Annotated in this window: 32 protein-coding genes and 1 tRNA gene; 14 read left to right on the plus strand and 19 right to left on the minus strand. The window is 65.8% G+C overall.

What is annotated here, in order from left to right; all coding sequences use genetic code 11:
- Positions 1–5 precede the first annotated feature (5 nt).
- The 6 genes from fdxH (at position 6) to N5C91_RS14630 (ending at position 6864) form a co-directional block, all read left to right on the plus strand.
- Positions 6–938: a formate dehydrogenase subunit beta gene (fdxH, locus tag N5C91_RS14605; RefSeq protein ID WP_081515660.1), complete on the plus strand. Its 933-nt coding sequence runs from the start codon at positions 6–8 to the stop codon at positions 936–938.
- Between the two features lie 57 nt (positions 939–995).
- Positions 996–1622, plus strand: coding sequence for a formate dehydrogenase subunit gamma (locus tag N5C91_RS14610; protein WP_236171391.1), 627 nt, complete (start codon positions 996–998; stop codon positions 1620–1622).
- 123 nt (positions 1623–1745) lie between these two features.
- Positions 1746–2678 (plus strand): formate dehydrogenase accessory protein FdhE, encoded by a 933-nt coding sequence (gene fdhE / locus N5C91_RS14615; RefSeq protein ID WP_279830228.1) that lies wholly within the window; start codon positions 1746–1748, stop codon positions 2676–2678.
- Positions 2679–2815: 137 nt separating this feature from the next.
- On the plus strand, positions 2816–4222 hold the full coding sequence (gene selA / locus N5C91_RS14620) for an L-seryl-tRNA(Sec) selenium transferase (protein WP_279830229.1): 1407 nt from the start codon (positions 2816–2818) through the stop codon (positions 4220–4222).
- Positions 4219–6135, plus strand: a complete 1917-nt coding sequence (gene selB / locus N5C91_RS14625; protein ID WP_279830230.1) for a selenocysteine-specific translation elongation factor — start codon at positions 4219–4221, stop codon at positions 6133–6135. The genes selA and selB overlap by 4 nt, the downstream gene beginning before the upstream one ends.
- 111 nt (positions 6136–6246) lie before the next feature.
- Positions 6247–6864 carry a DUF4124 domain-containing protein gene (locus tag N5C91_RS14630; protein ID WP_236171395.1) on the plus strand — a complete coding sequence of 206 codons (618 nt, stop codon included), beginning with the start codon at positions 6247–6249 and terminating at the stop codon, positions 6862–6864.
- A gap of 108 nt (positions 6865–6972) precedes the next feature.
- On the opposite strand, the gene N5C91_RS14635 is transcribed toward N5C91_RS14630, so the two are convergent.
- Positions 6973–8427: an alpha/beta hydrolase gene (locus N5C91_RS14635; RefSeq protein ID WP_279830231.1), complete on the minus strand. Its 1455-nt coding sequence runs from the start codon at positions 8425–8427 to the stop codon at positions 6973–6975.
- 64 nt (positions 8428–8491) lie between these two features.
- Entirely contained in the window at positions 8492–8962 is a 471-nt protein-coding gene (locus tag N5C91_RS14640; RefSeq protein WP_236198956.1) for a hypothetical protein, read from the minus strand.
- Between the two features lie 246 nt (positions 8963–9208).
- Between N5C91_RS14640 and N5C91_RS14645 the strand changes: the two genes are divergently transcribed.
- Positions 9209–9304, plus strand: a tRNA-Sec gene (locus N5C91_RS14645).
- A gap of 281 nt (positions 9305–9585) precedes the next feature.
- Here N5C91_RS14645 and N5C91_RS14650 read toward each other — a convergent pair.
- A complete protein-coding gene (locus tag N5C91_RS14650; RefSeq protein ID WP_279830232.1) occupies positions 9586–9882 on the minus strand; it encodes a hypothetical protein in 297 nt (98 codons plus the stop codon).
- A 54-nt stretch (positions 9883–9936) separates the two neighbouring features.
- Positions 9937–10152 (minus strand): DNA-binding protein, encoded by a 216-nt coding sequence (locus N5C91_RS14655; RefSeq protein WP_279830233.1) that lies wholly within the window; start codon positions 10150–10152, stop codon positions 9937–9939.
- A gap of 102 nt (positions 10153–10254) precedes the next feature.
- Here N5C91_RS14655 and N5C91_RS14660 point away from each other — a divergent pair, with 102 nt between their 5' ends.
- Together N5C91_RS14660 and N5C91_RS14665 are read left to right on the plus strand one after the other, a co-directional pair.
- A complete protein-coding gene (locus N5C91_RS14660; RefSeq protein ID WP_279830234.1) occupies positions 10255–10677 on the plus strand; it encodes an Arc family DNA-binding protein in 423 nt (140 codons plus the stop codon).
- An 83-nt stretch (positions 10678–10760) separates the two neighbouring features.
- Positions 10761–11177 carry a hypothetical protein gene (locus tag N5C91_RS14665; protein WP_279830235.1) on the plus strand — a complete coding sequence of 139 codons (417 nt, stop codon included), beginning with the start codon at positions 10761–10763 and terminating at the stop codon, positions 11175–11177.
- Here the strand turns inward: N5C91_RS14665 and N5C91_RS14670 are convergent.
- The 13 genes from N5C91_RS14670 to N5C91_RS14730 all read right to left on the minus strand — a co-directional run bounded on the left by N5C91_RS14670 (position 11174) and on the right by N5C91_RS14730 (position 18642).
- Positions 11174–11395 carry a DUF6434 domain-containing protein gene (locus N5C91_RS14670; protein WP_279830236.1) on the minus strand — a complete coding sequence of 74 codons (222 nt, stop codon included), beginning with the start codon at positions 11393–11395 and terminating at the stop codon, positions 11174–11176. The genes N5C91_RS14665 and N5C91_RS14670 overlap by 4 nt on opposite strands.
- 5 nt (positions 11396–11400) lie before the next feature.
- A complete protein-coding gene (locus N5C91_RS14675; RefSeq protein WP_279830237.1) occupies positions 11401–12015 on the minus strand; it encodes a hypothetical protein in 615 nt (204 codons plus the stop codon).
- A 283-nt stretch (positions 12016–12298) separates the two neighbouring features.
- A complete protein-coding gene (locus N5C91_RS14680; RefSeq protein WP_279830238.1) occupies positions 12299–12502 on the minus strand; it encodes a hypothetical protein in 204 nt (67 codons plus the stop codon).
- Positions 12503–12573: 71 nt separating this feature from the next.
- Positions 12574–13203, minus strand: coding sequence for a GrpB family protein (locus N5C91_RS14685; protein WP_279830239.1), 630 nt, complete (start codon positions 13201–13203; stop codon positions 12574–12576).
- Between the two features lie 97 nt (positions 13204–13300).
- Positions 13301–13984, minus strand: coding sequence for a M15 family metallopeptidase (locus N5C91_RS14690; RefSeq protein WP_279830240.1), 684 nt, complete (start codon positions 13982–13984; stop codon positions 13301–13303).
- Positions 13981–14442 (minus strand): glycine cleavage system protein H, encoded by a 462-nt coding sequence (locus N5C91_RS14695; RefSeq protein WP_236198948.1) that lies wholly within the window; start codon positions 14440–14442, stop codon positions 13981–13983. Before N5C91_RS14695 ends, N5C91_RS14690 begins: the two co-directional genes overlap by 4 nt.
- Positions 14439–14813: a DsrE family protein gene (locus N5C91_RS14700; RefSeq protein ID WP_236171404.1), complete on the minus strand. Its 375-nt coding sequence runs from the start codon at positions 14811–14813 to the stop codon at positions 14439–14441. The genes N5C91_RS14695 and N5C91_RS14700 overlap by 4 nt, the downstream gene beginning before the upstream one ends.
- A complete protein-coding gene (locus N5C91_RS14705; protein WP_236199279.1) occupies positions 14800–15288 on the minus strand; it encodes a GNAT family N-acetyltransferase in 489 nt (162 codons plus the stop codon). Before N5C91_RS14705 ends, N5C91_RS14700 begins: the two co-directional genes overlap by 14 nt.
- A 32-nt stretch (positions 15289–15320) precedes the next feature.
- Entirely contained in the window at positions 15321–15881 is a 561-nt protein-coding gene (locus N5C91_RS14710; RefSeq protein WP_236171405.1) for a DUF4136 domain-containing protein, read from the minus strand.
- A 122-nt stretch (positions 15882–16003) separates the two neighbouring features.
- A complete protein-coding gene (locus tag N5C91_RS14715) occupies positions 16004–16600 on the minus strand; it encodes a DUF4136 domain-containing protein (protein WP_236171406.1) in 597 nt (198 codons plus the stop codon).
- Between the two features lie 53 nt (positions 16601–16653).
- Positions 16654–17424: a methyltransferase domain-containing protein gene (locus N5C91_RS14720; protein WP_279830241.1), complete on the minus strand. Its 771-nt coding sequence runs from the start codon at positions 17422–17424 to the stop codon at positions 16654–16656.
- The gene (locus N5C91_RS14725; protein ID WP_236171408.1) at positions 17421–17738 is read right to left on the minus strand and encodes a nucleotide pyrophosphohydrolase; all 318 of its coding nucleotides are present in this window, start codon (positions 17736–17738) and stop codon (positions 17421–17423) included. Before N5C91_RS14725 ends, N5C91_RS14720 begins: the two co-directional genes overlap by 4 nt.
- A gap of 46 nt (positions 17739–17784) precedes the next feature.
- The gene (locus N5C91_RS14730) at positions 17785–18642 is read right to left on the minus strand and encodes a MaoC/PaaZ C-terminal domain-containing protein (protein ID WP_279830242.1); all 858 of its coding nucleotides are present in this window, start codon (positions 18640–18642) and stop codon (positions 17785–17787) included.
- Positions 18643–18847: 205 nt separating this feature from the next.
- Here N5C91_RS14730 and N5C91_RS14735 point away from each other — a divergent pair, with 205 nt between their 5' ends.
- Positions 18848–19855 (plus strand): AraC family transcriptional regulator, encoded by a 1008-nt coding sequence (locus tag N5C91_RS14735; protein WP_279830243.1) that lies wholly within the window; start codon positions 18848–18850, stop codon positions 19853–19855.
- A gap of 64 nt (positions 19856–19919) precedes the next feature.
- Positions 19920–20324, plus strand: coding sequence for an EF-hand domain-containing protein (locus N5C91_RS14740; protein WP_279830244.1), 405 nt, complete (start codon positions 19920–19922; stop codon positions 20322–20324).
- Positions 20325–20783: 459 nt separating this feature from the next.
- Here N5C91_RS14740 and N5C91_RS14745 read toward each other — a convergent pair whose 3' ends face one another.
- Positions 20784–22139, minus strand: a complete 1356-nt coding sequence (locus tag N5C91_RS14745; RefSeq protein ID WP_236198943.1) for a 3-oxoacyl-ACP reductase — start codon at positions 22137–22139, stop codon at positions 20784–20786.
- Between the two features lie 168 nt (positions 22140–22307).
- Here N5C91_RS14745 and N5C91_RS14750 point away from each other — a divergent pair, with 168 nt between their 5' ends.
- Positions 22308–23585 carry an acetyl-CoA C-acetyltransferase gene (locus N5C91_RS14750; protein WP_279830245.1) on the plus strand — a complete coding sequence of 426 codons (1278 nt, stop codon included), beginning with the start codon at positions 22308–22310 and terminating at the stop codon, positions 23583–23585.
- 357 nt (positions 23586–23942) lie between these two features.
- Here N5C91_RS14750 and N5C91_RS14755 read toward each other — a convergent pair whose 3' ends face one another.
- Positions 23943–24389 (minus strand): Lrp/AsnC family transcriptional regulator, encoded by a 447-nt coding sequence (locus N5C91_RS14755; protein WP_236171414.1) that lies wholly within the window; start codon positions 24387–24389, stop codon positions 23943–23945.
- Between the two features lie 178 nt (positions 24390–24567).
- On the opposite strand from N5C91_RS14755, the gene yedA reads away from it, so the two are divergent.
- Together yedA and N5C91_RS14765 are read left to right on the plus strand one after the other, a co-directional pair.
- Positions 24568–25455 carry a drug/metabolite exporter YedA gene (yedA, locus tag N5C91_RS14760; RefSeq protein WP_236171442.1) on the plus strand — a complete coding sequence of 296 codons (888 nt, stop codon included), beginning with the start codon at positions 24568–24570 and terminating at the stop codon, positions 25453–25455.
- Positions 25456–25615: 160 nt separating this feature from the next.
- On the plus strand, positions 25616–26518 hold the full coding sequence (locus N5C91_RS14765; protein WP_236171415.1) for an acyl-CoA dehydrogenase family protein: 903 nt from the start codon (positions 25616–25618) through the stop codon (positions 26516–26518).
- The last annotated feature ends 136 nt before the right edge of the window (positions 26519–26654 follow it).

The raw sequence follows: 26654 nt of genomic DNA on the forward strand, positions 1-26654 counted from the left end.
GACGCATGAGTAGTCAAGACATCTACGCCCGCTCCGCCACGACCTTGCCGTCACCCTCGGTGCGGCACGAGCAGGAAGTGGCCAAGCTGATCGACGTGTCCAAGTGCATCGGCTGCAAGGCCTGCCAGGTCGCCTGCTCGGAATGGAACGAGCTGCGCGACGAGGTCGGCCACAACCACGGCACCTACGACAACCCGATCGACCTCACGGACCAGTCCTGGACGGTCATGCGCTTCACCGAGCATGAGAACCCGGCCGGCAACCTGGAGTGGCTGATCCGCAAGGACGGCTGCATGCACTGCGAGGAGCCCGGCTGCCTGAAGGCCTGCCCGAGCCCTGGCGCGATCGTGAAGTACGCCAACGGCATCGTCGACTTCAACCAGGACCACTGCATCGGCTGTGGCTACTGCATCACCGGCTGCCCCTTCAACATCCCGCGCATCTCGCAGAAGGACCACAAGGCGTACAAGTGCACCCTGTGTTCCGACCGCGTGGCGGTGGGCATGGAGCCGGCCTGCGTGAAGACCTGCCCGACCGGCGCCATCGTCTTCGGCACCAAGGAGGACATGAAGGAACACGCCGCCGAGCGCATCGAGGACCTGAAGTCCCGTGGCTTCGAGAACGCCGGCCTGTATGACCCCCAAGGCGTGGGCGGCACGCACGTCATGTACGTGCTGCACCACAACGACCAGCCTTCGCTCTACGCCGGCCTGCCCGACAAGCCGGCCATCAGCCCGATGGTCAGCCTGTGGAAAGGCCTGACCAAGCCGCTGGGCCTGCTGGCCATGGCGGGCGTGGTGCTGGCCGGGTTCTTCCACTACACCCGCATCGGCCCCAACCGGGTCGAGGAGGACGAGGAAGACGGTCCCGACCCGCAGGCGCCGGTGCACAAGGTCGATCCTTCGGTGCATGGCTACGATCCGCGTGATCCCCGCTGACTGACTTCCGCCTTCCTCCCGGGGGAGGCGGAAAAGGGCAGCAAGGAGCCCGACGACATGAAAAAAGATATCCAGCGTTACAACGCCAACGAACGGAGCAACCACTGGATGGTGGCCATTCTGTTCTTCCTCGCCGGCCTTTCAGGGCTGGCGCTGTTCCACCCGGCCATGTTCTGGCTGACCAACCTGTTCGGCGGCGGGCCGTGGACGCGTATCCTCCATCCCTTCCTCGGGGTGGCGATGTTCCTGTTCTTCCTCGGCCTGGTGATTCGCTTCGCCCACCACAACCTGGTGGAAAAGCGCGACGTGCAGTGGTTGAAGCAATGGCGCGACGTGGTCACCAACCGCGAGGAAAACCTCCCGGAAGTCGGCCGCTACAACGCCGGGCAGAAGCTGCTGTTCTGGACCCTGCTGCTGTGCATGCTGGTGCTGCTGGTGACCGGTCTGGTGATGTGGCGTGCGTACTTCAGCCACTTCTTCGGCATCGACATCATCCGCGTCGCCTCGCTGCTGCATGCTTTCGCTGCCTTCGTGCTCATCTGCAGCATCCTGGTGCACATCTACGCCGGTATCTGGGTGAAGGGCTCGATGGGCGCCATGCTCTATGGCTGGGTCAGCCGCGGCTGGGCGCGCAAGCACCACGCCGCCTGGCTCAAGGACGTGGACAAGGGCAAGGGGCACTGACGCTCGACGTAATCGCCGGCGGGCGCTGATCCTCCAGCCGGTACTGACAGTCCCTCTCCCTCCGGGAGAGGGGCAGGGTGAGGGGCTCCTTCGGCCCCCGCCCCCTTCAACAAGGAGTCCTGCGTGTCAGGCCGAATTCTCGAACCCGGGCAGATCGAAGCTGCCGCCAACATTCCCCCCCTGTTCAACCTGCCGTCTGCCGATCTGTTCTCCCGCCGCTCCGTCCGTCTGCGCCAACTGGCGCCGGGCAATCCCCTGCAGGGCTATCTCGAACTGATCGCCGGTGTCTGCGACATCCAGCAGGCGCTGCTCGATCGCAAGCTGTTCCTGCCCTCGCCGGACGCCGCCGCTTTGGCGCGCAGCCGTGAGCACCGCATGCCGCCGCTGGCCTATGAAGTGCTGGTGCGGGAGGGCGCCTGGCTGCCGCTGCTGGACGCCTTCCTCGATGCTTATGAACTGACCGCCAACCCGGCGGTGGTCGAAGCACTGAAAACCCTGCGCAGCGCAGACTCCGGCCAGCGCAAGGCCTGGGCGCTGGGGCTGCTCAACGGCCAGTTCGACCTGTTGCCGCCGGCGCTGGTGCCGTTCCTCGGCGCCGTGCTGCAGGTCGCCTTCAGCCAATGGTTGCTGCAACTGCCGGACGACACCCTGGCCGAGACCGACAGCCAGACCCTTTGCCCGGCCTGCGGCGCGCCGCCGGTGGCGGGGATGGTCCGCCATCAGGGCAAGCACGCCGGCCTGCGTTACCTGTCCTGCTCGCTGTGCTCTTGCGAATGGCACTACGTGCGCGTGAAGTGCAGCCACTGCGCCGAGAGCAAGGGCCTGACCTACTACTCGCTGCAGCGTGAAGGCGTGGCCAGCGACCAGGCGCCGCTCAAGGCCGAGACCTGTCCGGGCTGCCAGTCCTATCTCAAACAGTTCTACCTGCAGCACGACAAGCACGCCGAGGCCCAGGCGGACGACCTGGCCAGCCTGGCGCTGGACATCCGCCTTGCCGAGGATGGCTACCTGCGCAGCGCGCCGAACCTGCTGCTGGCGCCCGGCGGCGGTGGCTGAATCTGCTCTTCGTAGGGCGCATAACGCGGCACGCGTTATCCGCCATCAGCTTCGTCTCGGCTGGGGTGGCGTATAACCGCGAACGGTTATACGCCCTACACTGACTCCAGCCATCGACTTCGCATTAAGGTTCGTCCATGACCTCGGTACGCCTGCCCTCCATCGACCGGCTGCTGCGCAGCCCGGCCTGCCAGCCGTTGCAGCAACGCTATGGCCGCGAGGCCCTGCTCAAGACCCTGCGTGACTTGCTCGAAGAACTGCGCGAACCGATGCGCCACGGGCAACTGGCCGCCGTCGAACTGGAAGACTCGGTGCTTGCCGGCCGCGCGGGCGAGCGGCTCGCCGCGCACCACGCCAGCCGTGTGCGGCGGGTGTTCAACCTGACCGGCACGGTGCTGCACACCAACCTCGGCCGCGCCCTGCTGCCGGAGGAGGCCATCGAAGCCATCACGCTGGCCGCGCGCTATCCGCTCAACCTCGAGTTCGACCTCGCCACTGGCAAGCGAGGCGATCGCGACGACCTCATCACCGGGCTGATCCGCGAGCTGACCGGTGCCGAGGCTGTCACCGTGGTCAACAACAACGCCGCCGCGGTGCTGCTGGCGCTCAACAGCCTGGGGGCGCGCAAGGAGGGCATCATCTCCCGCGGCGAGCTGATCGAGATCGGCGGTGCCTTCCGTATCCCCGACATCATGTCCCGCGCCGGCGTAAAGCTGATCGAGGTCGGTACCACCAACCGCACCCACGCCAAGGACTACGAAGCCGTCATCGGCCCGCGCTCGGGCCTGCTGATGCGTGTGCACACCAGCAACTACAGCGTGCAGGGCTTCACTGCCAGTGTCGCCACACCGCAGCTGGCGCAGATCGCCCACGCCCACGGCCTGCCGCTGCTGGAGGACCTGGGCAGCGGCACGCTGGTCGATCTCACCCGCTGGGGCCTGCCCAAGGAACCCACCGTGCAGGAAGCCCTGCGCGACGGCGCCGACATCGTCACCTTCAGTGGCGACAAGCTGCTCGGCGGCCCGCAGGCCGGGCTGATCCTCGGCAGCAAGGAACTGATCGGGCGGATCAAGAAGAATCCGCTCAAGCGCGCCCTGCGTGTGGACAAGCTGACCCTCGCCGCGCTGGAGGCCGTGCTTAACCTGTATCGCGATCCGGACCGCCTCGCCGAACGTCTCACCAGCCTGCGCCTGCTCAGCCGCGCGCAGGCCGATATCCGTGTTCAGGCCGAGCGCCTGGCGCCAGCCCTGGCGGCGCTGCTGGGCGAGAGCTGGAGCGTCGGCGCCGTGGATGCCCTGGGCATGATCGGCAGCGGTGCGCAGCCCGTCGCCCGTCTGCCCAGCGCCGCACTGTGCCTGCGACCGAACCAGCCCAAGCGCCAGCGCGGCCGCGCGCTGCTGGACCTGGAGGAGCGCCTGCGTTGCCTGCCGATCCCGGTGCTCGGGCGCATCGATGACGACGCGCTCTGGCTCGACCTGCGCCAGCTCGATGATGAGCCCGGCTTCGTCGCGCAGCTGCCGCTGCTGGCCGAGGCAAAGGCGTGATAGTCGGCACCGCCGGGCACATCGACCACGGCAAGACCTCGTTGCTGCGCGCCCTCACGGGCGTCGAGGGCGACCGCCGTCCGGCCGAGCGCGAGCGCGGCATCACCATCGACCTGGGGTATGTCTATGCCGACCTTGGCGACGGCGCGCTGACCGGCTTCATCGACGTGCCGGGCCACGAGCGCTTCGTCCACAACATGCTCGCCGGCGCCAGCGGCATTGATCTGGTGCTGCTGGTGGTTGCCGCCGACGACGGCGTGATGCCGCAGACCCGTGAACACCTCGCCATCGTCGAGTTGCTCGGCATTTGCCGTGCGATGGTCGCGCTGACCAAGGCCGACCGGGTATCGGTCGAACGGCTGGAGCGGGTTGCGGCTGAAGTGCGTGAGCTGCTGGCGCCAGGCCCACTTGCCGGCGCGCCGATCTTCCCGCTGTCCAGCGTCAGCGGCGAGGGTATCGAGGCGTTGCGTACCGCGCTCGCCGATGCCGCCCGCAAGACCCGCGAGCGTACCGCATCCGGTGGCTTCCGCCTGGCATTGGACCGAGCCTTCAGCGTCAGTGGGGCCGGTGTCGTTGTCACCGGGACCGCCTTTGCCGGCACCGTGAATGTCGGTGATGAGCTGCTGCTGGGTAACGCTGGCCGCCGTGTTCGCGTGCGCGGCCTCCACGCACAGAACCGCGAAGCGCCGCAGGCCCAGGCCGGCCAGCGGGTGGCGGTGAACATTGCCGGTGAGCGCCTGAGCCTCGAGCAGATTCATCGGGGCGACTGGCTGACCGCCGCCGAGCTTCATGCGCCCACCACACGCATCGATATCGAGCTGGACTTGTTGGCCAGCGAAACCCGCGCCTTCGCCCACTGGACGCCGGTGCATGTCCACCTGGGTGCGCAGGACGTCACCGGCCGTGTTGCGCTGCTCGAAGGTGAGCGACTGCAACCCGGCGAGCGCGCCTTTGCGCAGTTGGTGCTGAACGCTCCCAGTCACGCCGTGCATGGCGACCGCCTGGTGCTGCGCGATCAGTCCGCGCAACGCACTCTCGGTGGCGGCCGCGTGCTCGACCCCTTCGCCCCCGCGCGCAATCGCCGCAGCCCGGAGCGCCTGGAACAGTTGCGCGCCCTGCAGGGCAAAAGCCTCGAAAGCGCCTTGCCAACATTGTTGGCACACGCCAGCAATGGCCTCGATCCCGTGCTGCTGGCGCGCCAGTTCAATCGACCACGCGACGGCTGGCAGTTGCCCGGTGAACTGGTCGAAATCAGCACCCGGCTCGGCGCGCGTCTGTTCGCGGCGGAGCGCTGGTCGGCGTTGCAACGGCAACTGCTCGACGCGCTGCAACGCTTCCATGTCGAAGCCCCGGACGAACTCGGCCCCGACCGCGACCGACTGCGTCGTTACGCGTTCTCGCCGCTCGAGCGCCCGGTATTCATTGCCCTGCTGGAAAGCCTGCTGACCACCGGCGCGGTCGACAGCAGTGGTCCCTGGCTGCACCTGCCGGACCATCGCGTACAACTGGGCGAGGCCGACGAACAGCTGCGTGAGCGCCTGTGGCCGTTGCTGCTGGCGGGTGCCTCCGATCCACCCTGGGTGCGTGACCTCGCCCGCGAGTTGAAGGCAGAGGAGGGCGACGTGCGCCTGCTACTGCGCAAGCTGGCCCGTCTGGGCCAGTTGCACCAGGTGGTGAAAGACCTGTTCTACCCCGAAGAGACCCTGCAGCAACTCGCCAGCCATGCCCTGCAACTGCGTGATGACGCCGGCATCATCCGTGCTGCCGCCTTCCGCGACCGCATTGGCATTGGCCGCAAACGCTGCATTCAACTGCTGGAGTACTTCGATCGTATCGGCTTCACCCGCCGCTTCGGCAATGAGCGGCGAATCAGGGCCGACTCGGCGCTGGCGCAGGCCAGTGGCTCTGGTTGAGAGCGCTGCCAATCGCCGCAGCAGTTCACCTCCAGCACGCGCTCAGGTCAGAATGGCGGACCGATAGCGCTACTCGCGCTGACGGAGATCGTTTTCCCAGGGAGTCGGGTCATGCGGGGTCTCGCCGTTCTGCTGTGCTTTTGCTTCACCACCATCGGCCACGCCGCCACGCTGAACAAGTGTGACGATGGCCAGGGGCATCTCACCTTCACCCAGCAAGCGTGCGCGGACGGCACCGGTGGTGAGCGGATCAAGGTGCCGCCGGCAACCGAGGGCATGCGGATCGGCCCGCCGCCCGGATCGGAACCATCGAGGGCTGATGCAAGCGGCAACATCGGCGAGGTTGGCGCAGCGGTTCCGCCCTCGGCGCCTGTAACTGGCGCAGCAGCGGGCGTGCAGGATGGCTACTCGGTGGTCGGCGCCGATCCCGCATCGGCCTGTGGCCCCATGACCGAGAAGGAGATCCGCGCCGCCACTGTGCGCAAGCAGGTCCTTCCCGGAATGCAGGCGCGGGATGTGCAGAGCGCCTGGGGTTCTCCCAGCCGCAAGGCCGGTGGCCGCTGGATCTATCAGATCGATGACTGCATGGCCTGGTTCGTCAATCTCGACGGCAACGACTGCGTTACCGGCACCAGCAAGGGCGACAGCCCGGTTGGCCTGCGCTGCGACGATCTGAAGTGGCGGCAGCGCCAGGAGCGTGAGCACAACGCGGGTGGCTCGGCCCGCTAGTACCGCGTGACTGTTGGCTGCGGCATCAGCAGAAGCCGCCATCCACGCGCGCCTCGAGCGCCTGGTTCACGACCGTAGCGCATTGCCGCTGGCCGGGTGCGGCAGAGACTAGTGCTGCGGCAGAACCTGGTCGACCCGTTGCACCAGATAACCGTAGAACGGATTGGACGTCACCCGCTGGAACAGGTCCAGCCCGGCAATCAGCACGCCGCGCTCACCGCGCGGGGTGAGCGTGCCCAGGCGGATGCCGAAGTCTTCGCCGGCGTCCGGGTGCTGGCCGTAGAGTGCATCGTCGGGTGGGAAGGGCAGCGCCACGTGGGACAGGGAGAACAGCTCCGGCGGATAACTCGCCGCCAGCGCCTGGCGTTCCTGCTTTTGGCTGTGGGCTGGCGTGTGCAGGGTGGTGGCACGGCTGTCCTGGGGGCTGTTGGAAATCACCGTCAGGTCGTAGTTGCGCTCGCGCTCGGGCAGTAAACGGTCGCCGAGCGTGGCCATCTCCGGGCGCAGCAACGGGCCATAGTTCAGCGAGCGGTTGAGGTCGAAGATCACCAGCTCGCTGCCGTTGGCCGGCAGGCGCTCGTAGAGGTTGCTGATGACCGCGGGAGTACTGACGGTGCTGTCGGCGAGCGACTGGAAGGTGAGGATCGGCGGCAAGCGCGAGAGCTGGCCGCTGCGGCTGGCAGCATCCAGGCTGCGCTGCAGGGCGTCCGTCAGCTCCACGGTCTGGCGCGCCGCGGTGATGGGAAAGGAGTTGTACTTGAAGGGGTTGAACTCCGGCAGCACATTGAGCCACGCGGCCTTGGCGAAGGCCGGCAGCACCGCCGGCAAGCCGGCAAGCCCGGCGAACTGGGCATACCGAGTGACGCCGATCATCGGTGAGATCAGCACCAGTTGCTTCGGCATCACCAGGCTCGGGTCGGCCAGTGCATCCAGGCTGTACTTCATCGCCAGCGCGCCACCGTTGGAGAAGCCCACCATCAATAGCGGTGCTCCCTTGGGCAGTTGCGCAGAGGCCTCGCGCACTGCGAGCCGGGTAGCGGCCATCCAGTCTTCCCAGTCCGCATGGGTGAGCCCCGCCGGCACTGTACCGTGCCCCGGCATGCGGATGGCTATCACCACAAAGCCCTGTTGCCGCAGGTGCTCACCCAGGTGGCGCAGGCTGTAGGGCGAGTCGGTCAGCCCGTGCAACAACACTGCGGCGCCACGTACGACCCCGTTGGGGCGCGCCTCGTAGGAACGATTCCAGTCCGTGGCAAAGCGACCGGGATAAACCGCGCTCTGGTCGAAGTAGCGGTTGTAGGCCACGCGCTCGAAGGGTTGCAGGCTGGCCGTCATTTCCTCGCGCATGGTTTGCATCAGCCGGTCTTCGGCAGCCAGGTAGCCGGCCCAGTCCAGGCGATCGATCACGTCGCTGTGCAGGTCGTCCGGCACCCAGGTGTGCCAGGGCTCCAGTGCGGGGATGTTGCGCAGCGCGGCGACCCGCAGCCCGAGTGCCAGGACGGCGATGGCGAGGATGACAACGACCATCCATAGCAGAGCCCTGGTGAGTTTCGCGTTCAGCATGGAATTCCCTTGTCAGCGTGCGGGACAAGCATAATCCGCTGGCGCGACAAAGTTCGCCCGTGGATCAGATTGCCGAGACTGCCTCGACATACGCCGGGCTGCCGACGCCCACCTGGGCCCAGACGGGGCGCGTCTCGTGGCCCTGGCGATCGTACTGCTCATCGGCGTCCCACAACGTGATGATCTGCCCGGGGAACAGGTATTCGCTGTCGTTGAATTCGTGCGGGCCGGAGCCGTCGGCCGAGGCGATCAGTGAGAACAACTCCCCGGCCGGCAGCGAAAACACATCCACCCCCCGGTAGCGGGCAAGGTATTGCTCGCTCTGGGACAGGCCGATGAACCAGACGTGCCCCTGCTCGTTGCACTCGATCTGGATTGCTGCCTGGCAGAAATAGTCTGTCGTCCCGTTGGACGACTCCAGCGGGAAGCCGACGGCGGCCAAGGCGTCGCGCGCGAGGGAGCGCAGATCGCCGAGGCAGACCGGGCCAATGCCCTGGCGTGGGGAAATCTCGAGGATGGGTAGAGTTGGCTTCATGCCGTGCAGCTCCCTGAGGTACTGCTAGCGAGGGTAGAGCACAGGCTGGCAATTTGCCGTATTTTTCTGGCAAATAAGTGGCGATTTGATTCTATTTAGCCATGGCTTTGTGCTGGACAGTCGGAAAGCGCTTCTGCGATTTGCTCAACGCTGCGGCATCGCTGCGCTGGCATCCGCCATGGCAACAGTGGCAACATCCTGGCTCCCGCATCTGCCGCCACGCACGCGTAGCCGGCTTCTGACCAGGGAAGGCAATCACGCCCGGTGGCGTGGCCGGGCTTCAAACCCGGTGGGGGACGGCAGCCGTTCCTGGGTGAGTTCGACTCTCACTGCCTTCCGCCAATTTTCCCTGCTTCTCGCAACGCTCAGTGTTGAAAAAGTGGCGGAGGGCTTTTATCTCGAGCCTTCTGCGCGCGAGTGCGGAGCGAAGTGAAGTATTCATTGACGGCAGAGGCGGCTGGCATCGAGACCGAGCCGGCGATCAGCAGTCTCCGCAAACGTTGACGGTCCTCTTCCCGTAGTGCATTTGGCTGCGACGCATTTATCAGACTCATCTGGTCAATCTCCTCTCTGGTAGATGATTGATGTTGATTCCGCGCAGGGATTTCAGGCCGTAAGTCCCATCAGCACATCATGATTCCGTCCTGGGGAATAAGGTCCTTGCAGGCTTCCACTTCTTCCGGAGCGAGCACCTTCAGCGACTGGATGTTATGCCAGAACATCTCTTGTGGATAAGGCCGGCTAAGCATCTGGTCCATCACCAGGAAGTACGGGCGGCCGATGATCTGATCCAGCGGAGGCACCACGCCGACGATCTGGATGCAGTGCAGCTCCGGGGTTGGGTCGGCGTCGCAGGTGGTGGATACCAAAGCGTATTGGCCGAGCAGGGATACGGGGTTTTCTGATCCATATTGGGTCATGGCGATTCTCCTGAAGGCAAGCCGCGGGCTTTCAGTGTGTGAAATTGCCGAACTTCAACTGGTCCATTTCTGTGTCAGTAGCCAGCGCCTCAGGAGGGCGCTGTTGATCATGCATCGATCACCAATGTGCACAGTGGGTAGTTGCCCATTCACTGCCCACGCCAGGGCGAGCTGAAACTCGATACCGTTTCGTTCCGACCAGTGCTCGATGGTTTCCAGGTCCTGACGAATGTTCGGAGGCGCGTTGGAGTGCTTGTGATCCGGTTCCATGATGCTCTCCGGAGGTTTTTGGGACCACCGTGATCCATTTGATTTCGATGGGATCACGGTGGTTCCATTGTTGTCAAGACCACCGTGGTCCATCATCCGGCGATGAGCAGAGATGACCCCCAATTCAAACTCCGGATGCCGATTGAGCTGCGCTCGCAGGTCGATCAGGCTGCGCTCGCTTCTGGGCGATCTTTAAACGCTGAGCTGGTTGCCCGGCTGGAAGCGAGCTTCCTCACTGCAACGCCCGGCGACTCGTTGGTTTCCGCCGCGAGGGCGCGGGAGCTGATGGCGCTTGCTCGTGAAGGGCTTCCAACGATCATCAGGAATCGAGCTATCCGCGCAATAAATCGAGCCGTGTCGCTGGGGCATAGTGTGGCCAGTGTTTCTCTGCACGATCTCTCGCTGGCAGAAGGACTGTCGGAAATTGAGCGTTCAGAGCTGGCCCTGCCGTTAACCCAGGAGCTTGAAGCTGAGGGATACGAAGTGGCATGGGATGGGGCTTCGGCGATTCTGATCCGCTTCTGAGGCAGGCCATCCCGTGGGTGCAGAACCATCAAACACCCCATTCGTGAATTGAGGCAGGCATTCCCGAAAGGTCGAGACAAGCCATGGTCAGACTGGACCAGTTCACCGAAGAGCATCTGGAACTCAGCGACCTGTGGCGCTGGCAGGACGGCGTTCGCGAGCAGGCGTTCCTGGTGCCGCTGGCCACGGCGGCGGGGGTGGTGCCGGATGTTTCGTTGCTGCTGGTGAGGGCGCTGTTCCGGCTGCCGGTGGGCATCGAGTTGCAGGGGCTGCTGGCCTACGATCCGCTCGGGCAGGACGTGTACGCGGTACAGGTGCTGATCGGCCCCGAGAGCTTTTCCTTCAACAAGTACCTGCCGGAAGCTTCCTTCGAGGAGGTGCTGGCACTGGCGGATCACCTCGGGGTCGGCACGGGGGCCGTGCTGCCGGTTCGCTACAGCGTTGTTCGGGACGCGGTGCCCATTCGCGACGGCCACTTTACCTTGTGGGTGGGCGGTTAGCGGGTAGTCGCGCGTCCCTTGCGATGAAGCCACTCATCCACCACTGCCCCCATATCCACAGGCGCGCCACCGTGTATCCAGGCCATGAAGGCGCGGTCGAAGTGGAAGCTGTCACCGCAGTGCTCGGTCATGAATCGTCGGACGTTCTGGGTGTTGCGGTAGTGCGCATCCAGCGGGGTTTGCCGGGTGATCGGGTCACTGTGCCAGTTGAAGGTCATGGCGTTCAGCCTTCTGGAACGTAAAGGTTCTTCAGGTTGTGTTCGACGTCCTGCCAGTTTGCCATGGGACCAAGGTCCTTGATCTGCGGAGCTTTCCTGGACATGCCCTTGAGGTAGGCGTCGTAGCTCTTGAGGTTCTTTTCCTTGATGAGGAAGCTGGCCTGATTGTCGAGGACATCGGGCAGTTGAGTGGTGGCCCCCTGATCGTCGGCAAACTCTGCCATTTCGGCAAAAGAGTAAGCGCTTGGATTAACGGTTTTTACCTTACCGGACAGCGCGTAGCGAATGGTGTCCTTCATGGTTTCATCTGTTGCGAAGGTATAGATTTTGAGCTCTCCGCTTTTGGCGTTGTAGAGGCTGATATCGGTGGTCCAGGCGTTGTCTCCGGTCTTTACGGGATTGCTGGTGGCAATGAATCCGGCAATGGGACGCTTGAGGGCGTCTGTGGCGACGCGTGCCTGGATGCCCGGTAGTGCTTCGACAATTTTATCGAGGCGCTCGGCGGTAAAGTCGGTTTTGGTGCTGACCGTGGACAGTGTGCCGTTCATGTTGAATATCACGGCACCGAAGGCAAGGATGATGGGTATGCCGAGCAGTTCCAGAATTTTTGAGAGGGTCACGGTATTGGGCTCCCGGCATGGGCGATGGTCGCTGTGCAACTTGCAGGCTAGCCCAGGTTTTGAGGAGAGGCCGAGTGGCGAAAACAATGTGTGCTATTTGAACCGGGAAGTAGGGTTCTAAGGGCGTCTCGACGGACTGCCGGGAAGAGCTTGATAGGCGGCTGTAGGTCAGTCGGGGCGTTTTCTGCGGGAATGTCAGGGGCTTGCAGCCGATTTTCGGGGCGGTTGCCGTTCATGCCTGACGCTAGTGGCTACCGGCCCTGAGGGCCGGCGTCCTCGGCTTTCATTGCGTGCTGAGCATTTTCTGTTGCTGCGCCGAGTAATCATCGCTCTGCAGGCGTACGCGGGTGGGCTGGCGTTCGAGGTTGTCTTCGCCGAAGGATTCGCGGACAGGCGATTCGATGGCGCTGAAGTGACTGAAGTGCGGGGAGTCGGCGCAGCCGACCAGGGTGAAGCAGGCGAAGGTGACCACGGAGAGCTTGAGCATGGGACTTCCTCCTGAGGGGAGCCCCGAGCTTCGGCTGGGCGGATTAACGGCTGATTAACACGTGGTGTTCTTCAGCGGCTGTCCGGCCCCTGGATTTCTCCGCCGTGCGGCTCCGGGCTTTCGCAGCAGTGCTGGTGCGGCGACGGGCTGAGCGCGCGCCCGAGTATCTGCGCGACGACTTCGTCCTTGCCTTCGGTGTAGGCGTCGCGGTCGGTGGGGAAGCGCTGCGCCAGTTGGTGCTTGACCCGGGCATAGAGCCGGGCGTCTTCGGGGTGGCTGCGCAGCCAGTCACGAAACAGCAGGCGACGCGAGGCTTCGCCCAGGTCCATGACGTGGACGTGGTGGCTGCGCCCGCTGCCCAGCGGCGGCATGCCTTTGACGAAGAACATCCGGCTGGTGTCGGGGTTTTCCGCCCAGAACTGGTAGCCCAGCTTCTGCAGCGGCTCGATCAGGGCGTGCGGGTCGCTGCCCGGTGGCGGCAGCAGGAGGATGTCGATGATCGGCTTGGCGTCCAACCCCGGCACGGCAGTACTGCCGATGTGCTCGATGCCCAGGCCGGGAAGGCTGGCGGCCTGGGCGATGGCCGCGGCCTCTTCGCTGAAGCGCTGCGGCCAGCGGGGATCGGCAGCGACGACTTCGATGCGGTCCTCTTCGGCGTTGCTCCAGCGCTGGCCATCGAACTCGGGGACTTGCGGGGGCATGTGGCGACTCCTGGGGCGTGGGCGGTGGGGGCGAGGGTTGGAGAATTCCCGGGCTCGGGGAGTTCCGCAGGATTCCCCAGGGAGCGCCCGATGGGCTTCACTGCACCGGGAAGTCGAAGTAGGTCTTCGGGTACGGCTCGGCCTTCAGGGTGTAGTGCCACCACTCCGCGCCATAGGGCTCGAAGCCGTGCCGCAGCATGGCCTGGCGCAGGGTTTCGCGGTTGCGCGTCTGCTGCACGTTGACCAATGCCGTGCCGTGATGGGAGATGGGCCCGAAGAAATCGAACGGGCTGCCCATGTCCATTTCTTTCCCGGTTGTCGAGTCCACCAGCGTGAGATCGACGGTGCTGCCGCGCGAGTGCCCGGAGTGCTTGGCGATGTAGCCGTCGCGGAACAGCGCGGGCTTGTCCAGGTCGGGGTAGTAGCGGGCTTTCTGCCGGGTATCCTGCGGGTCGGCGGCCCAGCGGCGGAATTCATCCACCGCGCGCTGCGGGCGATAGCCATCGAAAATCTTCAGGGCCAGACCGCTCAGCGCGACGTCCTGCTCCACCGCGGCCAACGCCACGGCGGCTTCGCGGGTGAGGATGATTCGCGCTGTCCGGTAACCGTCGATGGGTTCTCCGACGAAGTTGTCGGTGCCGGCGTAGCGCACGTCATAGCGTGCGGACTTCAGTACCTGGTCGAGATAGACGAAGCCGTCCCGAGGCAGTTGTTCGGCGTACAGCGGCGTGCTGGCGAGCAGGCAGAGCAGGAACGCCAGGCACCAGCCCGCCTGCCTCATGGGCGCAGGGCCTGGACCCCGTCGTCGTCGGGGTCGAAGTTGTCCAGTTGCATGCGCCGGGCAAAGGCGTCCAGCGCGGCATCTCCCTGCAGGAACCGGCCGCGGGCAGCGGCCCAGTCGTCGGGTTTGAGGCGCACCATCCAGCCTTCGCCGTAGCAGTCCTGGTTGATCAGGCCGGGGCGGCGCACCACGGCTTCGTTACTGGCGAGTACGCTGGCATCCAGCGGGCTGCGTGCCGAGGAGGCAGCCTTGGCGAATTCCACCACGCCGAAACTGCGGTCACAGTCGATGTGCCAGCCATCGCGCTTGGGGGTGAAGGCGAAGATCTGCCCGTAGACAGCGCAACCGTAGGCCGTTAGGCCGAGGGTCACGGCGCCGCCTTCCTCCTCGCGCAGCCAGAGGTTGTAATCGGGGGCGTAGAGCAGGTCGTCGGGAAACTCCAGGCCGTGCAGCTTCACAGCGTCAGCACCCGGTCGTATTCGAGGATCATGCGCGCGAGCTCGCCGCCGCTGGCGATTTCGTCGACCTCTTCGATCAGCCGGCTTTCGTCGATGGCGATGCCCGGTGCGCGGCACATCAAAAGGCGCGCGCCGGCTTCCTTGGCCTGCTGGATGAAATGAGCGATGGGCTCGCCACCCTCGGCGGCGCAGAGGTGGTCGGCGATATCCTGGAAGGCCAGGCGTGTGCCTTCGCCGCTGAGGAACAGGGTGACCTGCGCATCCATGCAGGCCAGCAGTGTGGCTGTGTAGAAGGGCGCGGCGCAACGCGCCGGGGTGCTCGGGCCGCTGCTGACGATGATCAGCACACGCTGGGGCTCAGGCGTGGACAAGGGCTTTCTCCAGTTGGACCAGGGCGATACGCCGGCCCTGCGGATCGGCGCGTTCGACGATGCCCTGCGGCTTGTAGCCCAGGCGCGCGTAGAGCAGCAGGCCGGCGGCATTGGCGTTGAAGCAGGACACTTTCATGACCTGCGCCTTGTACTGGTCTCGCGCGAGATTCTCCATGACCTCGATCAGGTACTGCGCCACGCCATGCCGCCGCGCCCAGGGCGCAACCATCATGTTGCCCAGCGCGCAGAACTCGCTGGGTTGCCACTGGTAGAAGTTGGCGAAGCCGGCAAGACGGCCATCGAGCAGTGCCACCGTACTCCCGCGTCGCTCGGCCATGGCGGCGGCGAGCTGGCCGATGGTCAGCGGCCAGCTCGCCTTGGGGTAGCAGTAGAAGAGCTCGTCGGCGTCCTGGGGAAAGCCCACCACCTCATCGAGGTCGGCGGCGAGGGCGGGGCGATGTTGCAGGGCAGGCAGGTTCACGCGTTCTCCCGTTTCTGGCTACGACATCAGTGCGGCGGGTACTGGGCGATGACTTTCTGCACCGTCTCGCGGATCGCCGCTTCGCGCTCGGCGGGTGTCGGCGGGCTGCTGCGCATGATCTGCTCGCCGCTGCCTCGCCAGACCAGCTTGCCGTCCTTGCCGTCGAACATGTCGACCTGGATGGTGGCGACCTTGTAGGTCACGGTGCGGCTCTCGGCCATCGGTGGCGGGCCCCAGTAGCCACCCCAGTAACCGCCCCAGTAGCCGCCGGTGTAGGTGGTGACCTGGTCCTGGCGCTGGTCGACGATCAGGTAGGCGCGGATTTTCACATCGCCCGGGTTGCCGTCCTGGGCCTTGCGCAGGCCGCGCTGGTCGAACTGGTCGGCGACGGCGTCGCTGATGCGTTGCTCGGTAAGGTCGCTCTTGATGCGCGGGTCGTCCGGGCGGTATTCGAATGCCGGTTGTGCCCAGCTCCAGGTCTGGTAGCGGGCGAAGTCGCGCGAAGTGTCGTAGTCACGGCTGACGCTGGTGGTTTCGCAGGCAGCGAGACCGAGCATCAGGCCTAAGAGCAGCAAACGGCGGATCATGGTTGGATTACTCCTGACAGAGCTTTCATCCAAGCGCAGAGTCCGCGCAAAGGCAAGCGCCAGCAGGGGCGCGCAGGGTCACAGGAGATGTCTGCCCGGCAACATTTGCGGCCAGCCGCGGGTCAGCCCGGCGGGTAGCCGTCCATGGCCTTGCGCGCGGCTTCGCGGAGTGCGCGGGCCTGCTCGCTCTGGTTGCCGCCGTCTTCGTACTCGGCGCTGCCACTCCATATCTGCTGGTGGTCGCGGGCATCGAACAGGCTGATGCGCACCACGCTGACGGTGACCACGTAGGTGCGGGTGACCGGGTAGGAGGCGCCATAGCCGCCGTACCATGGGTCGTTCCAGCGACCGTAACCACCGTAGTAGCCGCCGTTGTAGTAATCGGTGGTCTGGCGCGTGCGCTGCTCGCTGGAGAGTTGTGCGCTGACGCTCAGGTCTGCTGGCGCATTCTCTCGCGCCGGGCGCAGGCCGCGCTGGTCAAGCGCCTCGCTGACGGCGTCCTGCAAGGGGCCGCCGAAGCCGCTGGCGTTGGCCCAGCTCCACGAACGGTAGCGGCCGTAATCCAGCGGGGGCGCCGGGTAGCTGCCGGGGTCAAGACCCGGGTTGGCCGCCTGCGCAGGGGCAGCCGGCATCGGCAGCGAGGTCGCGGTGTACGGGTTCTGGCTCTGGCAGGCAGCCAGCGCGGCGAGCAGTGGCAGGATCAACAGGTAACGCGGCATGACGGACTCCCGCACGCTCACTTCAATTGGCGTGCGCTGGCAAGACTATGCACCTAATCCTGCGGTCGGCACAGCCAGTGCAGGTAGCGGCCGAGCCCGGCGAAGGCAGGGTGTCGACGGTATTGCAGTTCCATCTCCACCAGATCCAGCGGCTCGGCCTTGTGCTGGAACTCGACCGGCATGTAGTCATGGAAGACCCGCACGCCGCTGCGTGCCTCGATGTGCCAGTGGCCGGCCATGGCCGCCTCGAGCACGCGCGGATCGAGCGGCTCCTGCGGCGTCAGGCTCTGGCCCTCGCCGGAGAAGCGGTTCTTGCGCAGTTTGCGGAAGTGGCCCTTGAGCAGGTTGCGGTAGATCAGCGCGTCGCGGTTGTAGAAGGCCAGCGACAGCCAGCCGTCGGCCCGTGTCAGCTGATGCAGCACAGGGAGAATCGCCAGCGGCTCGGCCAGCCACTCCAGCACAGCGTGGCAGATCACCAGGTCATAGGGTTCGTTGAGTTGGCCGAGCAGGTCCTGCCAGGGTGCCTCGATGAACGTAGCTTGCAGGCCGGCTTCGTCGAAACGCTGGCGCGCGCCCTCGAGCATCGGCGCGGCGGGTTCCGCCAGGGTGACCTGATGCCCGCGTCCGGCCAGCCACAGCGACATGTGGCCCAGCCCGGCGCCGATATCCAGCACACGCAGTGGGCGGTCGGGCAGGGCTTCGGCAAGGTCGGCCTGGAGCACGGCGAGGCGGATGGCACCCTTGGCGCCGCCGTAGATCTTCTCGGCGAAGCGCGTGGCCAGTTCGTCGAAGTGACGGTCGCCAGTCTTCGGGGATTCGCTCACTTGGCGCCCCCTTCGATGAAGCGCCGTTCGCTGTCGGCCAGCTTGGCGAGCACCGCCTGGTTCATGTCGATGCCCAGCTCGGCGCACATCAGCAGGAGGTAGAGGACGATGTCTCCGACTTCCTGGCCGGCATGGGCGAGCTTCTCCGGCGGCAGCTGGCGTGATTCGTCTTCGCGCAGCCACTGGAAGATTTCCACCAGCTCGGCCATTTCCACGCTGGCGGCCATGGCCAGGTTCTTCGGGCTGTGGAAGCGACTCCAGTGGTTATGGTCGCGGATGGCGTGCAGGCGCGCGGTGATGGCTTCGAGGTTCATGCAGATGGGGCTCCAACGTGAGCCCCATAGCTTCAAGCCTGGCGCGTCAAACGTCCAGCGGGCTCCAGCTGCCGGCCATGTGCGGCAGGTCGTCCTTGCCGCGCAGGCTGAACTGCCCGGAGGGCGCAGGCGCGCTGGCCAGCAGGTTGACCTGGGACGGCAGCAGGACCGGCTTCTGGAAGCGTACGTCGACCCGATAACCGGCCATCGGCAGGCGTTCGCCCAGCGCAGCCAGGCTGCGCGCCTTGTTCCACAGGCCGTGGGCGATGGCGCGGGGGAAGCCGAACAGCCTGGCGCTGGCGGCGGACAGGTGGATCGGGTTGTAGTCGCCGGCCACGCGGGCGTAGCGCCGGCCGATGTCCGCCGGGCAATTCCAGGCGTCGATCTGCTCCAGCGGCAGCTCGGCCACTTCCTCGCGGGCTGGCGGCGTGCCGTCCAGGCGCATGCCGCGGAACAGGATGCGGCTGTCGCCTTCCCAGAGCAGGCCGAGCTGGTCGTGCAACTGGGTGATGATGCTGAAGGTCACGCCCTTCTCGTGGGGTTGCAGGTCATCCACCCGCACGCTGACGTTGAACGGTCCCAGCCCGCCGAGAGGGCGTAACACGCTGATACGGTTTTCCAGGTGCACCAGGCCGAGCAGCGGGAAGGGGAAGCGTGCGTCGGTCAGCAGGCCCATCTGCAGCCCGAAGGCGAGGATGTGCGGGTAGGTGGGCGGCAGCAGGTGGTTGTCGCTGAAGCCACAGACCTTGCGATAGCGCTCCAGGTGCTTCGGATCGACCGTAATCGGGCAGCGCAGGCCGCGTGTCGGCAGGCTGCGGCCGCGCACGCCGCGGCGCACGGCGGCGCGGGCGAACAGGCCGGTGAGGGCGGGTGGGGCGGACAGGTCAAGCCAATCGCGGGGCATCGGGTATCTCCTGAGGGGCATTCATTCAGCTTAGCCGCCGCTCAGGCGTGGGCATTGGCCGTGGCAACGCGGCGCGCGGCAGGCAAGTCAATGTGACTGTCAGATTGCTCGGATATTTCCCTCAACCTGCTTCCTGATTCTCTTGAGGGGCGATAGGAAAGCTGCCTAAGATGGGGCCGCCTCATGGATAACTAGAAAAAACACCATGCGTGATCTGACCGACGATGTGGCGCTGATGCGCCCGGTGATCGACGCCCTGCGCGCCAGCGGTAGCGATCCTGACCGCGTGCTGGCTCGCGTCGGCCTGCCCGCCGGCAGCCTGCCTGCCGGACGATTCCCCCACAGCGCACAGAACCTGTTCTGGAAGGCTGCCGCCGAAGAGTGCGGCGAAGAGCATGTCGGCCTCTACCTGGCCGGCCATTTGCCCGCGTTCCACGGCCTGCTGCTGGAATACCTGTTCCTCTCCAGCGCCACCTTCGGTGAGGGCCTGCGCCATGCCCTGCGCTACGTGCGCCTGCTCTCCGATACCCTCAATGCCCGCCTGGAAGTAGAGGGGGAGAAGGCCGTGCTGCTGCTCGGCCACACCGCCGGTACCAACCGACACTTCCCCGAGATGCTCGCCGGAGCGGTGGTGCGGCTGTTCCATGCGCTCACCGAAGGCGACTTCAAGCCCCACGAAGTGCAGTTGATGCACGAGGAGGGCGCCCCCGCCGATCGTTACCGGCAGGTCTACGGCTGCCCCGCGGTGCTGGGTGCCGATCGCTATGCCCTGGTGTTCGCTGCTGATGTCCTGGACAAGCCTTCGCGCCACGCCGCGCCGGAGCTGCTGCGCATGCACGAATCCCTGGCGCGGCGGCAACTGGCGGAAGTGGAGCGGCTGGACCTGGTGCGCAAGGTGCGCGAGCTGATCGGCGTGCTGCTGGTGGATGGTGGTGCGACGCTGGAGCAGGTTGCCGCCCGTCTCGACATGCCGGCTCGCCGCCTGCGCGAGCGCCTGGCCATGGCCGGCGTGCGCTTCAACGACCTGGTCACCGACTACCGCTGCCGCCTGGCCAAGGAGTTGCTGCTCAAGACCGACGAGCGCATCGAGGTGATTGTCGAACGCACCGGCTTCTCCGAGCCGAGCACCTTCTACCGCGCCTTCAAGCGCTGGGTCGGCGAGACCCCCGTGGAGTTCCGCCGCCGCGGCCGCCCGCAACCGCCGGCGGAGTGATCGAACCCTTTCGAGCCCGCCCCTGGATAGGCTTTGCCGGTCAATTCCCGCCAAGGTACGCCCGATGCAAAGCCGAATCTGCCAAGCCTTCCTGCTGCCTGCCGTCCTGTTGTTGTCCGCACCCTGCGCCTTCGCCGGGGAAATGGGCGAGACGGCATTCTCCCGTCTGGACCGCGATGGCAGCGGCTTCATCGAGGCCGAAGACCTGTCCGCCATGCGCGTGCGCATGTTCCACCGGCTGGACCGCAATCAGGACGGCTTGCTGACCCGCGAGGAAGTGACGCCGCCGAATCCCAGCGTGAACGTCGCGCCCAATGCCATCGCCTGGCCGGACCAGGACGGTGACGGCAAGGTCAGCCAGGCGGAGTTCATGACCCAGGAACCGGCGTTGATCGTGCGTGCGGACCGCAATGGCGACCACCGGGTGAGCGCGGAGGAGTTCCGCGAGCTGGTGGCGGCGCGAAGCTGATCGATCAACGCTGCCGTTGGCCGGCCTGGAGGCCGGACCAAGAGCATTGCCCGCTCCTGCGGGGAAGACAGGGGAGAGAGGCTTCGCGCAGGGCGAATAACGCGCCAGCGCTATCCGCCATGAAGGAGCCGGCGGATAACCTGTTCCAGGTTATGCGCCCTACGGCGCTGGGGGCCGGGCCAAGAGCATTGCCCGCTCCTGCGGGGAAGACAGGGGAGAGAGGCTTCGCGTAGGGCGAATAACGCGCCAGCGTTATCCGCCATGAAGGAGCCGGCGGATAACCTGTTCCAGGTTATCCGCCCTACAACGCTGATCCTTAACGCTGATCTTTTAGGAGCGGCGCAGGGGAATTCCAGTTCGTAGGATGGGTGGAGCCCAAGCGATACCCATGCTGTCGCAGGGATTGATGGGTATCGCTGCGCTCCACGCCATCCTACGGGTGGAGTCAATTGGAGCGGATCAGGCGCCCAGCAGACTTTGCCCGCAGACCCGCAGCACCTGGCCGCTCACTGCGCCAGAACCCGGCTGGGCGAACCAGGCCACGGCTTCGGCGACGTCCTGCGGCAGGCCGCCCTGGCCCATGGAATTCATCCGTCGACCGGCCTCGCGGATGGTCAGCGGGATGGCGGCGGTCATCTGGGTCTCGATGAAGCCCGGCGCCACCGCGTTGATGCTGATGCCCTTCTTGCCCAGCGCCGGCGCCCAGGCCTGCGCCAGACCGATCAGGCCGGCCTTGCTCACCGCGTAGTTGGTCTGGCCCATGTTGCCGGCGATGCCGCTGATGGAGGCGAGCAGCACCACGCGGCCGTCGTCATGCAGCTTGTTCGCGTCCAGCAGGGCCTGGGTCAGCACCTGCGGGGCTTTCAGGTTCACCTCGATCACCGAGTTCCAGAACGCTTCGCTCATCTTGGCGACGGTCTTGTCGCGGGTGATGCCGGCGTTGTGCACGACGATGTCGACGCCCTCGGGCAGCGCCGCTACCAGTTGCGCGCCGGCATCCGCCGCGCAGATATCCAGCGCCACGCCACGGCCACCCAGGCGCGCGGCGAGGGCGTCGAGGGCTTCCTTGGCTGGCGGTACGTCCAGCAGCACCACCTCGGCGCCGTCACGGGCGAGGGTTTCGGCAATCGCCGCGCCAATGCCACGGGCAGCGCCGGTCACCAGCGCGCGCTTGCCCACCAGCGGGCGGCTCCAGTCCTGCACCTGCTTGTCGTAGGCGGACAGACGCACCACCTGCCCGGACACATAGGCACTCTTGGGCGAGAGGAAGAAGCGCAGCGCGCCTTCGAGCTGGTCCTCGGCGCCCTTGCCGACATACACCAACTGCACGTTGCCACCGCGGCGGATTTCCTTGCCGAGGGAGCGGCTGAAGCCTTCCAGGCTGCGCTGGACGCTAGCGGCGATGGGGTCTTTGATCGACTCTGGCGCGCGGCCGAGGATCACCACGTGCGGGCACTTGTCCAGGCCCTTGAGCGCGCCCTGGAAGAAGGTGCGCAGCTCGATGGTCTGCTCGAAGCGGGTCAGGCCGCTGGCGTCGAAGACGATGGCCTTGAGCTTCGGGCCGTGCTCGGCGGTCCAGCGCGGCAGGCCGTACTGGCCATCGCTGAAGGCGAAGATCGAATCGGTCAGGCGCTCGGCGAACGGCAGCACGGCCTCGTTCAGGTTGCCCTCGCCACCGAGCAGCAACGCGCCGTCCACCGGCCGCGTGCGCCCGGCGCTCCAGCGCTCCAGGCGGACCGGAGCGGGCAGGCCGAGGGCGCCGACCAGGCGGCGGCCGACGTTGGAGTTGGCGAAGGCAATGTAGCGATCGGTCATGGAACGGGCTCCTGAACGGATTCTCTAAAGTGCTGACCACTCTACGCAGGCAGGGGTTCGACGCAATTGACCGCGCTGACCTGCGCAACGGCGGGGCGGCCAATGCGACACAAGCGGCTAAGGTTAGCCTTGACCGCACTTCAACGCTCACCCTTGTAGGAGCTCTGCATGACCCAATTGCGCCGGGTCGCCATTGTCGGCGGCAACCGTATTCCCTTCGCCCGCTCCAATACCGTGTATGCCACGGCGAGCAACCAGGAGATGCTGACCTCCGCGCTGGATGGCCTGATCGAGCGCTACAAGCTGCATGGCGAGCGCCTGGGCGAGGTGGTCGCCGGCGCAGTGCTCAAGCATTCCCGCGACTTCAACCTGACCCGCGAATGCGTGTTGGGCACGCGCCTGGCGCCGGAAACCCCGGCCTATGACATCCAGCAGGCCTGCGGCACCGGCCTGGAAGCAGCGATCCTCGTGGCCAACAAGATCGCCCTCGGGCAGATCGACTGCGGCATCGCCGGCGGCGTCGACACCACTTCCGACGCGCCCATCGGCGTCAACGAAGGGCTGCGCAAGATTCTCCTGGAGGCCAATCGCGGCAAGTCCAACGGCGAGAAAATCCGCAGCCTGCTGAAGATTCGCCCGCGTCACCTGATGCCGCACATTCCGAAGAACGGCGAGCCGCGCACCGGGCTGTCGATGGGCGAACACTGCGAGCTGATGGCGCAGACCTGGGCCATCCCCCGCGACGAGCAGGACAAGCTGGCCTACGAGAGCCATCACAAGCTGGCTGCCGCCTACGACGAGGGCTGGCAGAACGATCTGCTGACACCGTTCCGCGGCCTGGTGCGCGACCAGAACCTGCGCCCGGACATCAACCTGGAGAAGATCGGCACCCTCAAGCCGGTATTCGAGAAGGGCCCGCGCGGCACCCTGACGGCGGCCAACTCGACACCGCTGACCGATGGCGCCTCGGTGGTGCTGCTGGCCAGCGAGGAGTGGGCGAAGGCGCGCGGCTTGCCGATCCTGGCGTATTTCAGGGACGGCGAGGCGGCGGCGGTGGATTTCGTCGGCGGCCACGAAGGGCTGCTGATGGCGCCGGTCTACGCAGTGCCGCGCCTGCTGGCGCGCAACGGTCTGACCCTGCAGGACTTCGACTTCTACGAAATCCATGAGGCCTTCGCTGCCCAGGTGCTGTGCACCCTCAAGGCCTGGGAGGACGCGGACTACTGCAAGGAACGCCTGGGGCTGGACGCGCCGCTGGGTTCCATCGACCGCAGCAAGCTCAACGTGAAGGGCAGTTCGCTGGCAGCCGGCCATCCGTTCGCTGCTACGGGTGGGCGCATCGTCGCCAACCTGGCCAAGCTGCTGGACGCCGCCGGAAAAGGTCGCGGACTGATCTCGATCTGCGCTGCGGGAGGCCAAGGTGTGACCGCGATCATCGAACGGTAATCCAATACAACGGGACGGCCCTCTTCGCCGCCCCACGATGTAGCAACTCCGTGACTTCAGGCGGCACCGCGCAAGCGGCGCCGCCTTTTTTTATCCTACGAAGAGCAGAGCGTAGGGCGCATTACCTGGAACAGGTTATCCGCCGATAGGGGAGTGGCGGATAACGCTGGCGCGTTATCCGCCCTACGAAACTGCGAGGGGCTGTAGGAGCGAGCTTGCTCGCGAACACCGGTTACGTCGAAGTTCGGGCTGTTCGCGAGCAAGCTCGCTCCTACAGAAAGCCGGCGGGCGGGGCCTCGCCAGGTCGCTGCCGTAGGAGAGCCTCTTCCTCCTGCAATTCCCTTCTAGAAACCCACCTCAACCACCCTGCAACATTGCCGGATGGATGCGCCGTGCGAATGGCGTGGACAGTACCAGCGAGGTCTTGCTGGTGCCGAACTGGGCGAGGCGGTCGATCAGCTCCTCCAGCTCCTGGGTGCAACTGACCGCCACCTTGAGCATCACGCAGGCTTCGCCGGTGATGCGGTAGCAGTCGATGATCTGCGGGATATCCAGCAGCGGGTCGAGCATGGTCTTGCTGCGGTGGTCGTTCAGCCGCATCTCGATCAGGCACTGGATCGAACGGCCGATCTTCGACAGGTCTACGCTGGCGTGGTAGCCGGTAATCACCCCTTCGGCTTCCAGGCGCGCCACGCGGTCGGCCACGGCGGGAGGGGACAGGTTGATACGCCGGGCCAGTTCGGCGAAGGACAGGCGGCCGTCTTCCAGCAGGGCGGCGAGCAGGGCGCGGTCGTATTTGTCCATCAGTCTTGCCTCGGCATTCTGGTTAAAACAGATTCAACGGAAAAGAGCCGGAAAATCCATCGATTGAAAAGTGTTACGCCAGTATTGGCGTTGTCTGTGCCTTATCCGTGGGGTGGCGCCTGCATAAAATGAATCGCCCCACCCGCCTTGTCGAGCCCCTTTCATGACCACCCTGCCCATGCCCAGAGCCCGCGTCTCACTGACCCTGATTGCTGCCTTCTTCGCCCTTTATTTCATCTGGGGTTCGACCTACCTGGTGATCCGCATTGGCGTCGAGTCCTGGCCGCCGATGCTGATGGCCGGCTGCCGTTTCATCATCGCCGGGGCGATCCTGTTCGCCTGGATGCTCTGGCGCGGGGCGCCATTGCCGACTTTCAGGCAGTGCTTGTCGGCGGGCGCCATCGGCATCCTGTTGCTCAGCTGTGGCAATGGCGGGGTGACGGTGGCCGAGCACTGGGGCGTGGCTTCGGGTGTGGCGGCGCTGGCGGTGGCGACCGTGCCGCTGTTTACCCTGGTGTTCGGGCGCTTCTTCGGCAACCGCACCAATGCGCTGGAATGGGCCGGCATTGCCCTGGGCCTGTTCGGCATCGTGCTGCTCAACCTCGGCTCGAACCTGCAGGGCAGTCCGGCGGGTGCCGCGCTGATTATCTTTGCGGCGGCTACCTGGGCCTTCGGTTCGGTGTGGAGCCGGCGTCTGGACCTGCCCGGCGGCGCCATGGCCAGCGCGGTGGAGATGCTGGTCGGCGGCGGCGTGCTGCTGCTGGGCAGTCTGCTGAGCGGCGAGCGCCTGGAGCAGATGCCATCGGCTGCCGGCTGGGGCGCGCTGGCCTACCTGGTGGTGTTCGGTTCGATCATCGCCTTCAGCGCCTACATGTATCTGCTGGCCAACGTGCGCCCGGCGGCGGCGACCAGCTACGCCTACGTCAACCCGGCGGTGGCGGTGATGCTCGGCGTAGTCTTCGCCGGCGAGCATATCGGCCTGGCAGAGTCCCTGGCGATGGCGGTGATCATCAGCGCCGTGGTGCTGATCGGCCTGCCGCAGTGGCGGCGCAAGGAAGCCGTCTGACTCGCGGCATGAGCTAAGCCCGAAAGGTTATTTCGCGCGCATCGCGCGGTTCGCTAGGGTATGTAACGGCCTCCATTCGGAGGCCGTTGTTCTTTCCTTTCAGTACACCCGCGCGCCATACGCCCAGGCCACTGATCCACCCCTTCGAGCCGAGGTGTGCATGAGCCTGGTGGTGCCGCTTTCCACTTATTCCCAACTCCCTCCCACCCAGCGCTGGAGCGACGCCCTGCGCGCATCCAGCCTGCTGGCCCTGTCCGTGCCGCGCGAGTACGGCGGGCGCGGCGCCGGCTGGGACGAGGTGCTGCAGACCCTGCGCGATCTCTCCGAGTGCGACGGCACGCTGGCGCGGCTGTTTGCCCTGCATCACCTGCAATTGGCCAGCGTGTTGCTGCTGGGCAGCGTCGAGCAGCGCGAGCGCCTGCTGCCGCTCAGCGTGGAACGCGAATGGCTGTGGGGCGAGGCGGTGGATCACCAGGAAAACCGCCTGCTGGCGCGCGAGCATCGGCGCGGCGGCTTTCTGTTGCAGGGTGGGCGCCACGACTGCTTCGGCGCCGAGGCGGTGGACTGGTTGCTGATCTCGGCGCGTCACGCGCCGAGCGAGGGTTTGCTGATCGCCGCACTGCCGGCCGATCGCAGCGGGCTGGACCGCTTCGAGCCCAACGGCGGCGGCCTGCTGCATTGCCACGAAGTGCGCCTGCATCCCGAAGACATCCTGTTGCCGCCAGGTCTGCCGTGGACGCCCCGTGCGCAACTGCGCGGCAGCCTTGCCGCTTTGCTGCAGGCCAATATCGCCCTGGGCCTAGCCGTGCAGACCTTCGAAAACCTGCCGCCGCGGACGGCGGCGGGGGAGTTGCAGCGGCTGCTGGCGCTGGGGCTGCGGCTGTCCGAACAGTCGGCAGTGGCCTTCGAGTCAGCCCAGGCGGCGGGCAATGGCCTGAGCTTCAGCCGTAGCGCGGCGCTGGCAACCCTGGTCGCGGAGACCGCTGCAGTAGCACAACAGGCGGTACAAGTCGGCTTGCGCCAAGAAGGCACCCGCGCCCGGGTGCACGCTGGCGCCACCTGAGGCGCCGTGGCACGGGGGCTGTAGCCGAATCGAGGCAAGCGCTGGCGCTCATAAGTTAAGAACTAAAAATTATTTATTCGAAGTTTTTTATATCGGTAATCTAGCTATACCGGACCGCCGGACACCTGTTGCAAAC

This window comes from Pseudomonas sp. GD03903 (assembly GCF_029840045.1).
In the GTDB taxonomy this organism is placed as follows: domain Bacteria; phylum Pseudomonadota; class Gammaproteobacteria; order Pseudomonadales; family Pseudomonadaceae; genus Pseudomonas; species Pseudomonas pseudonitroreducens.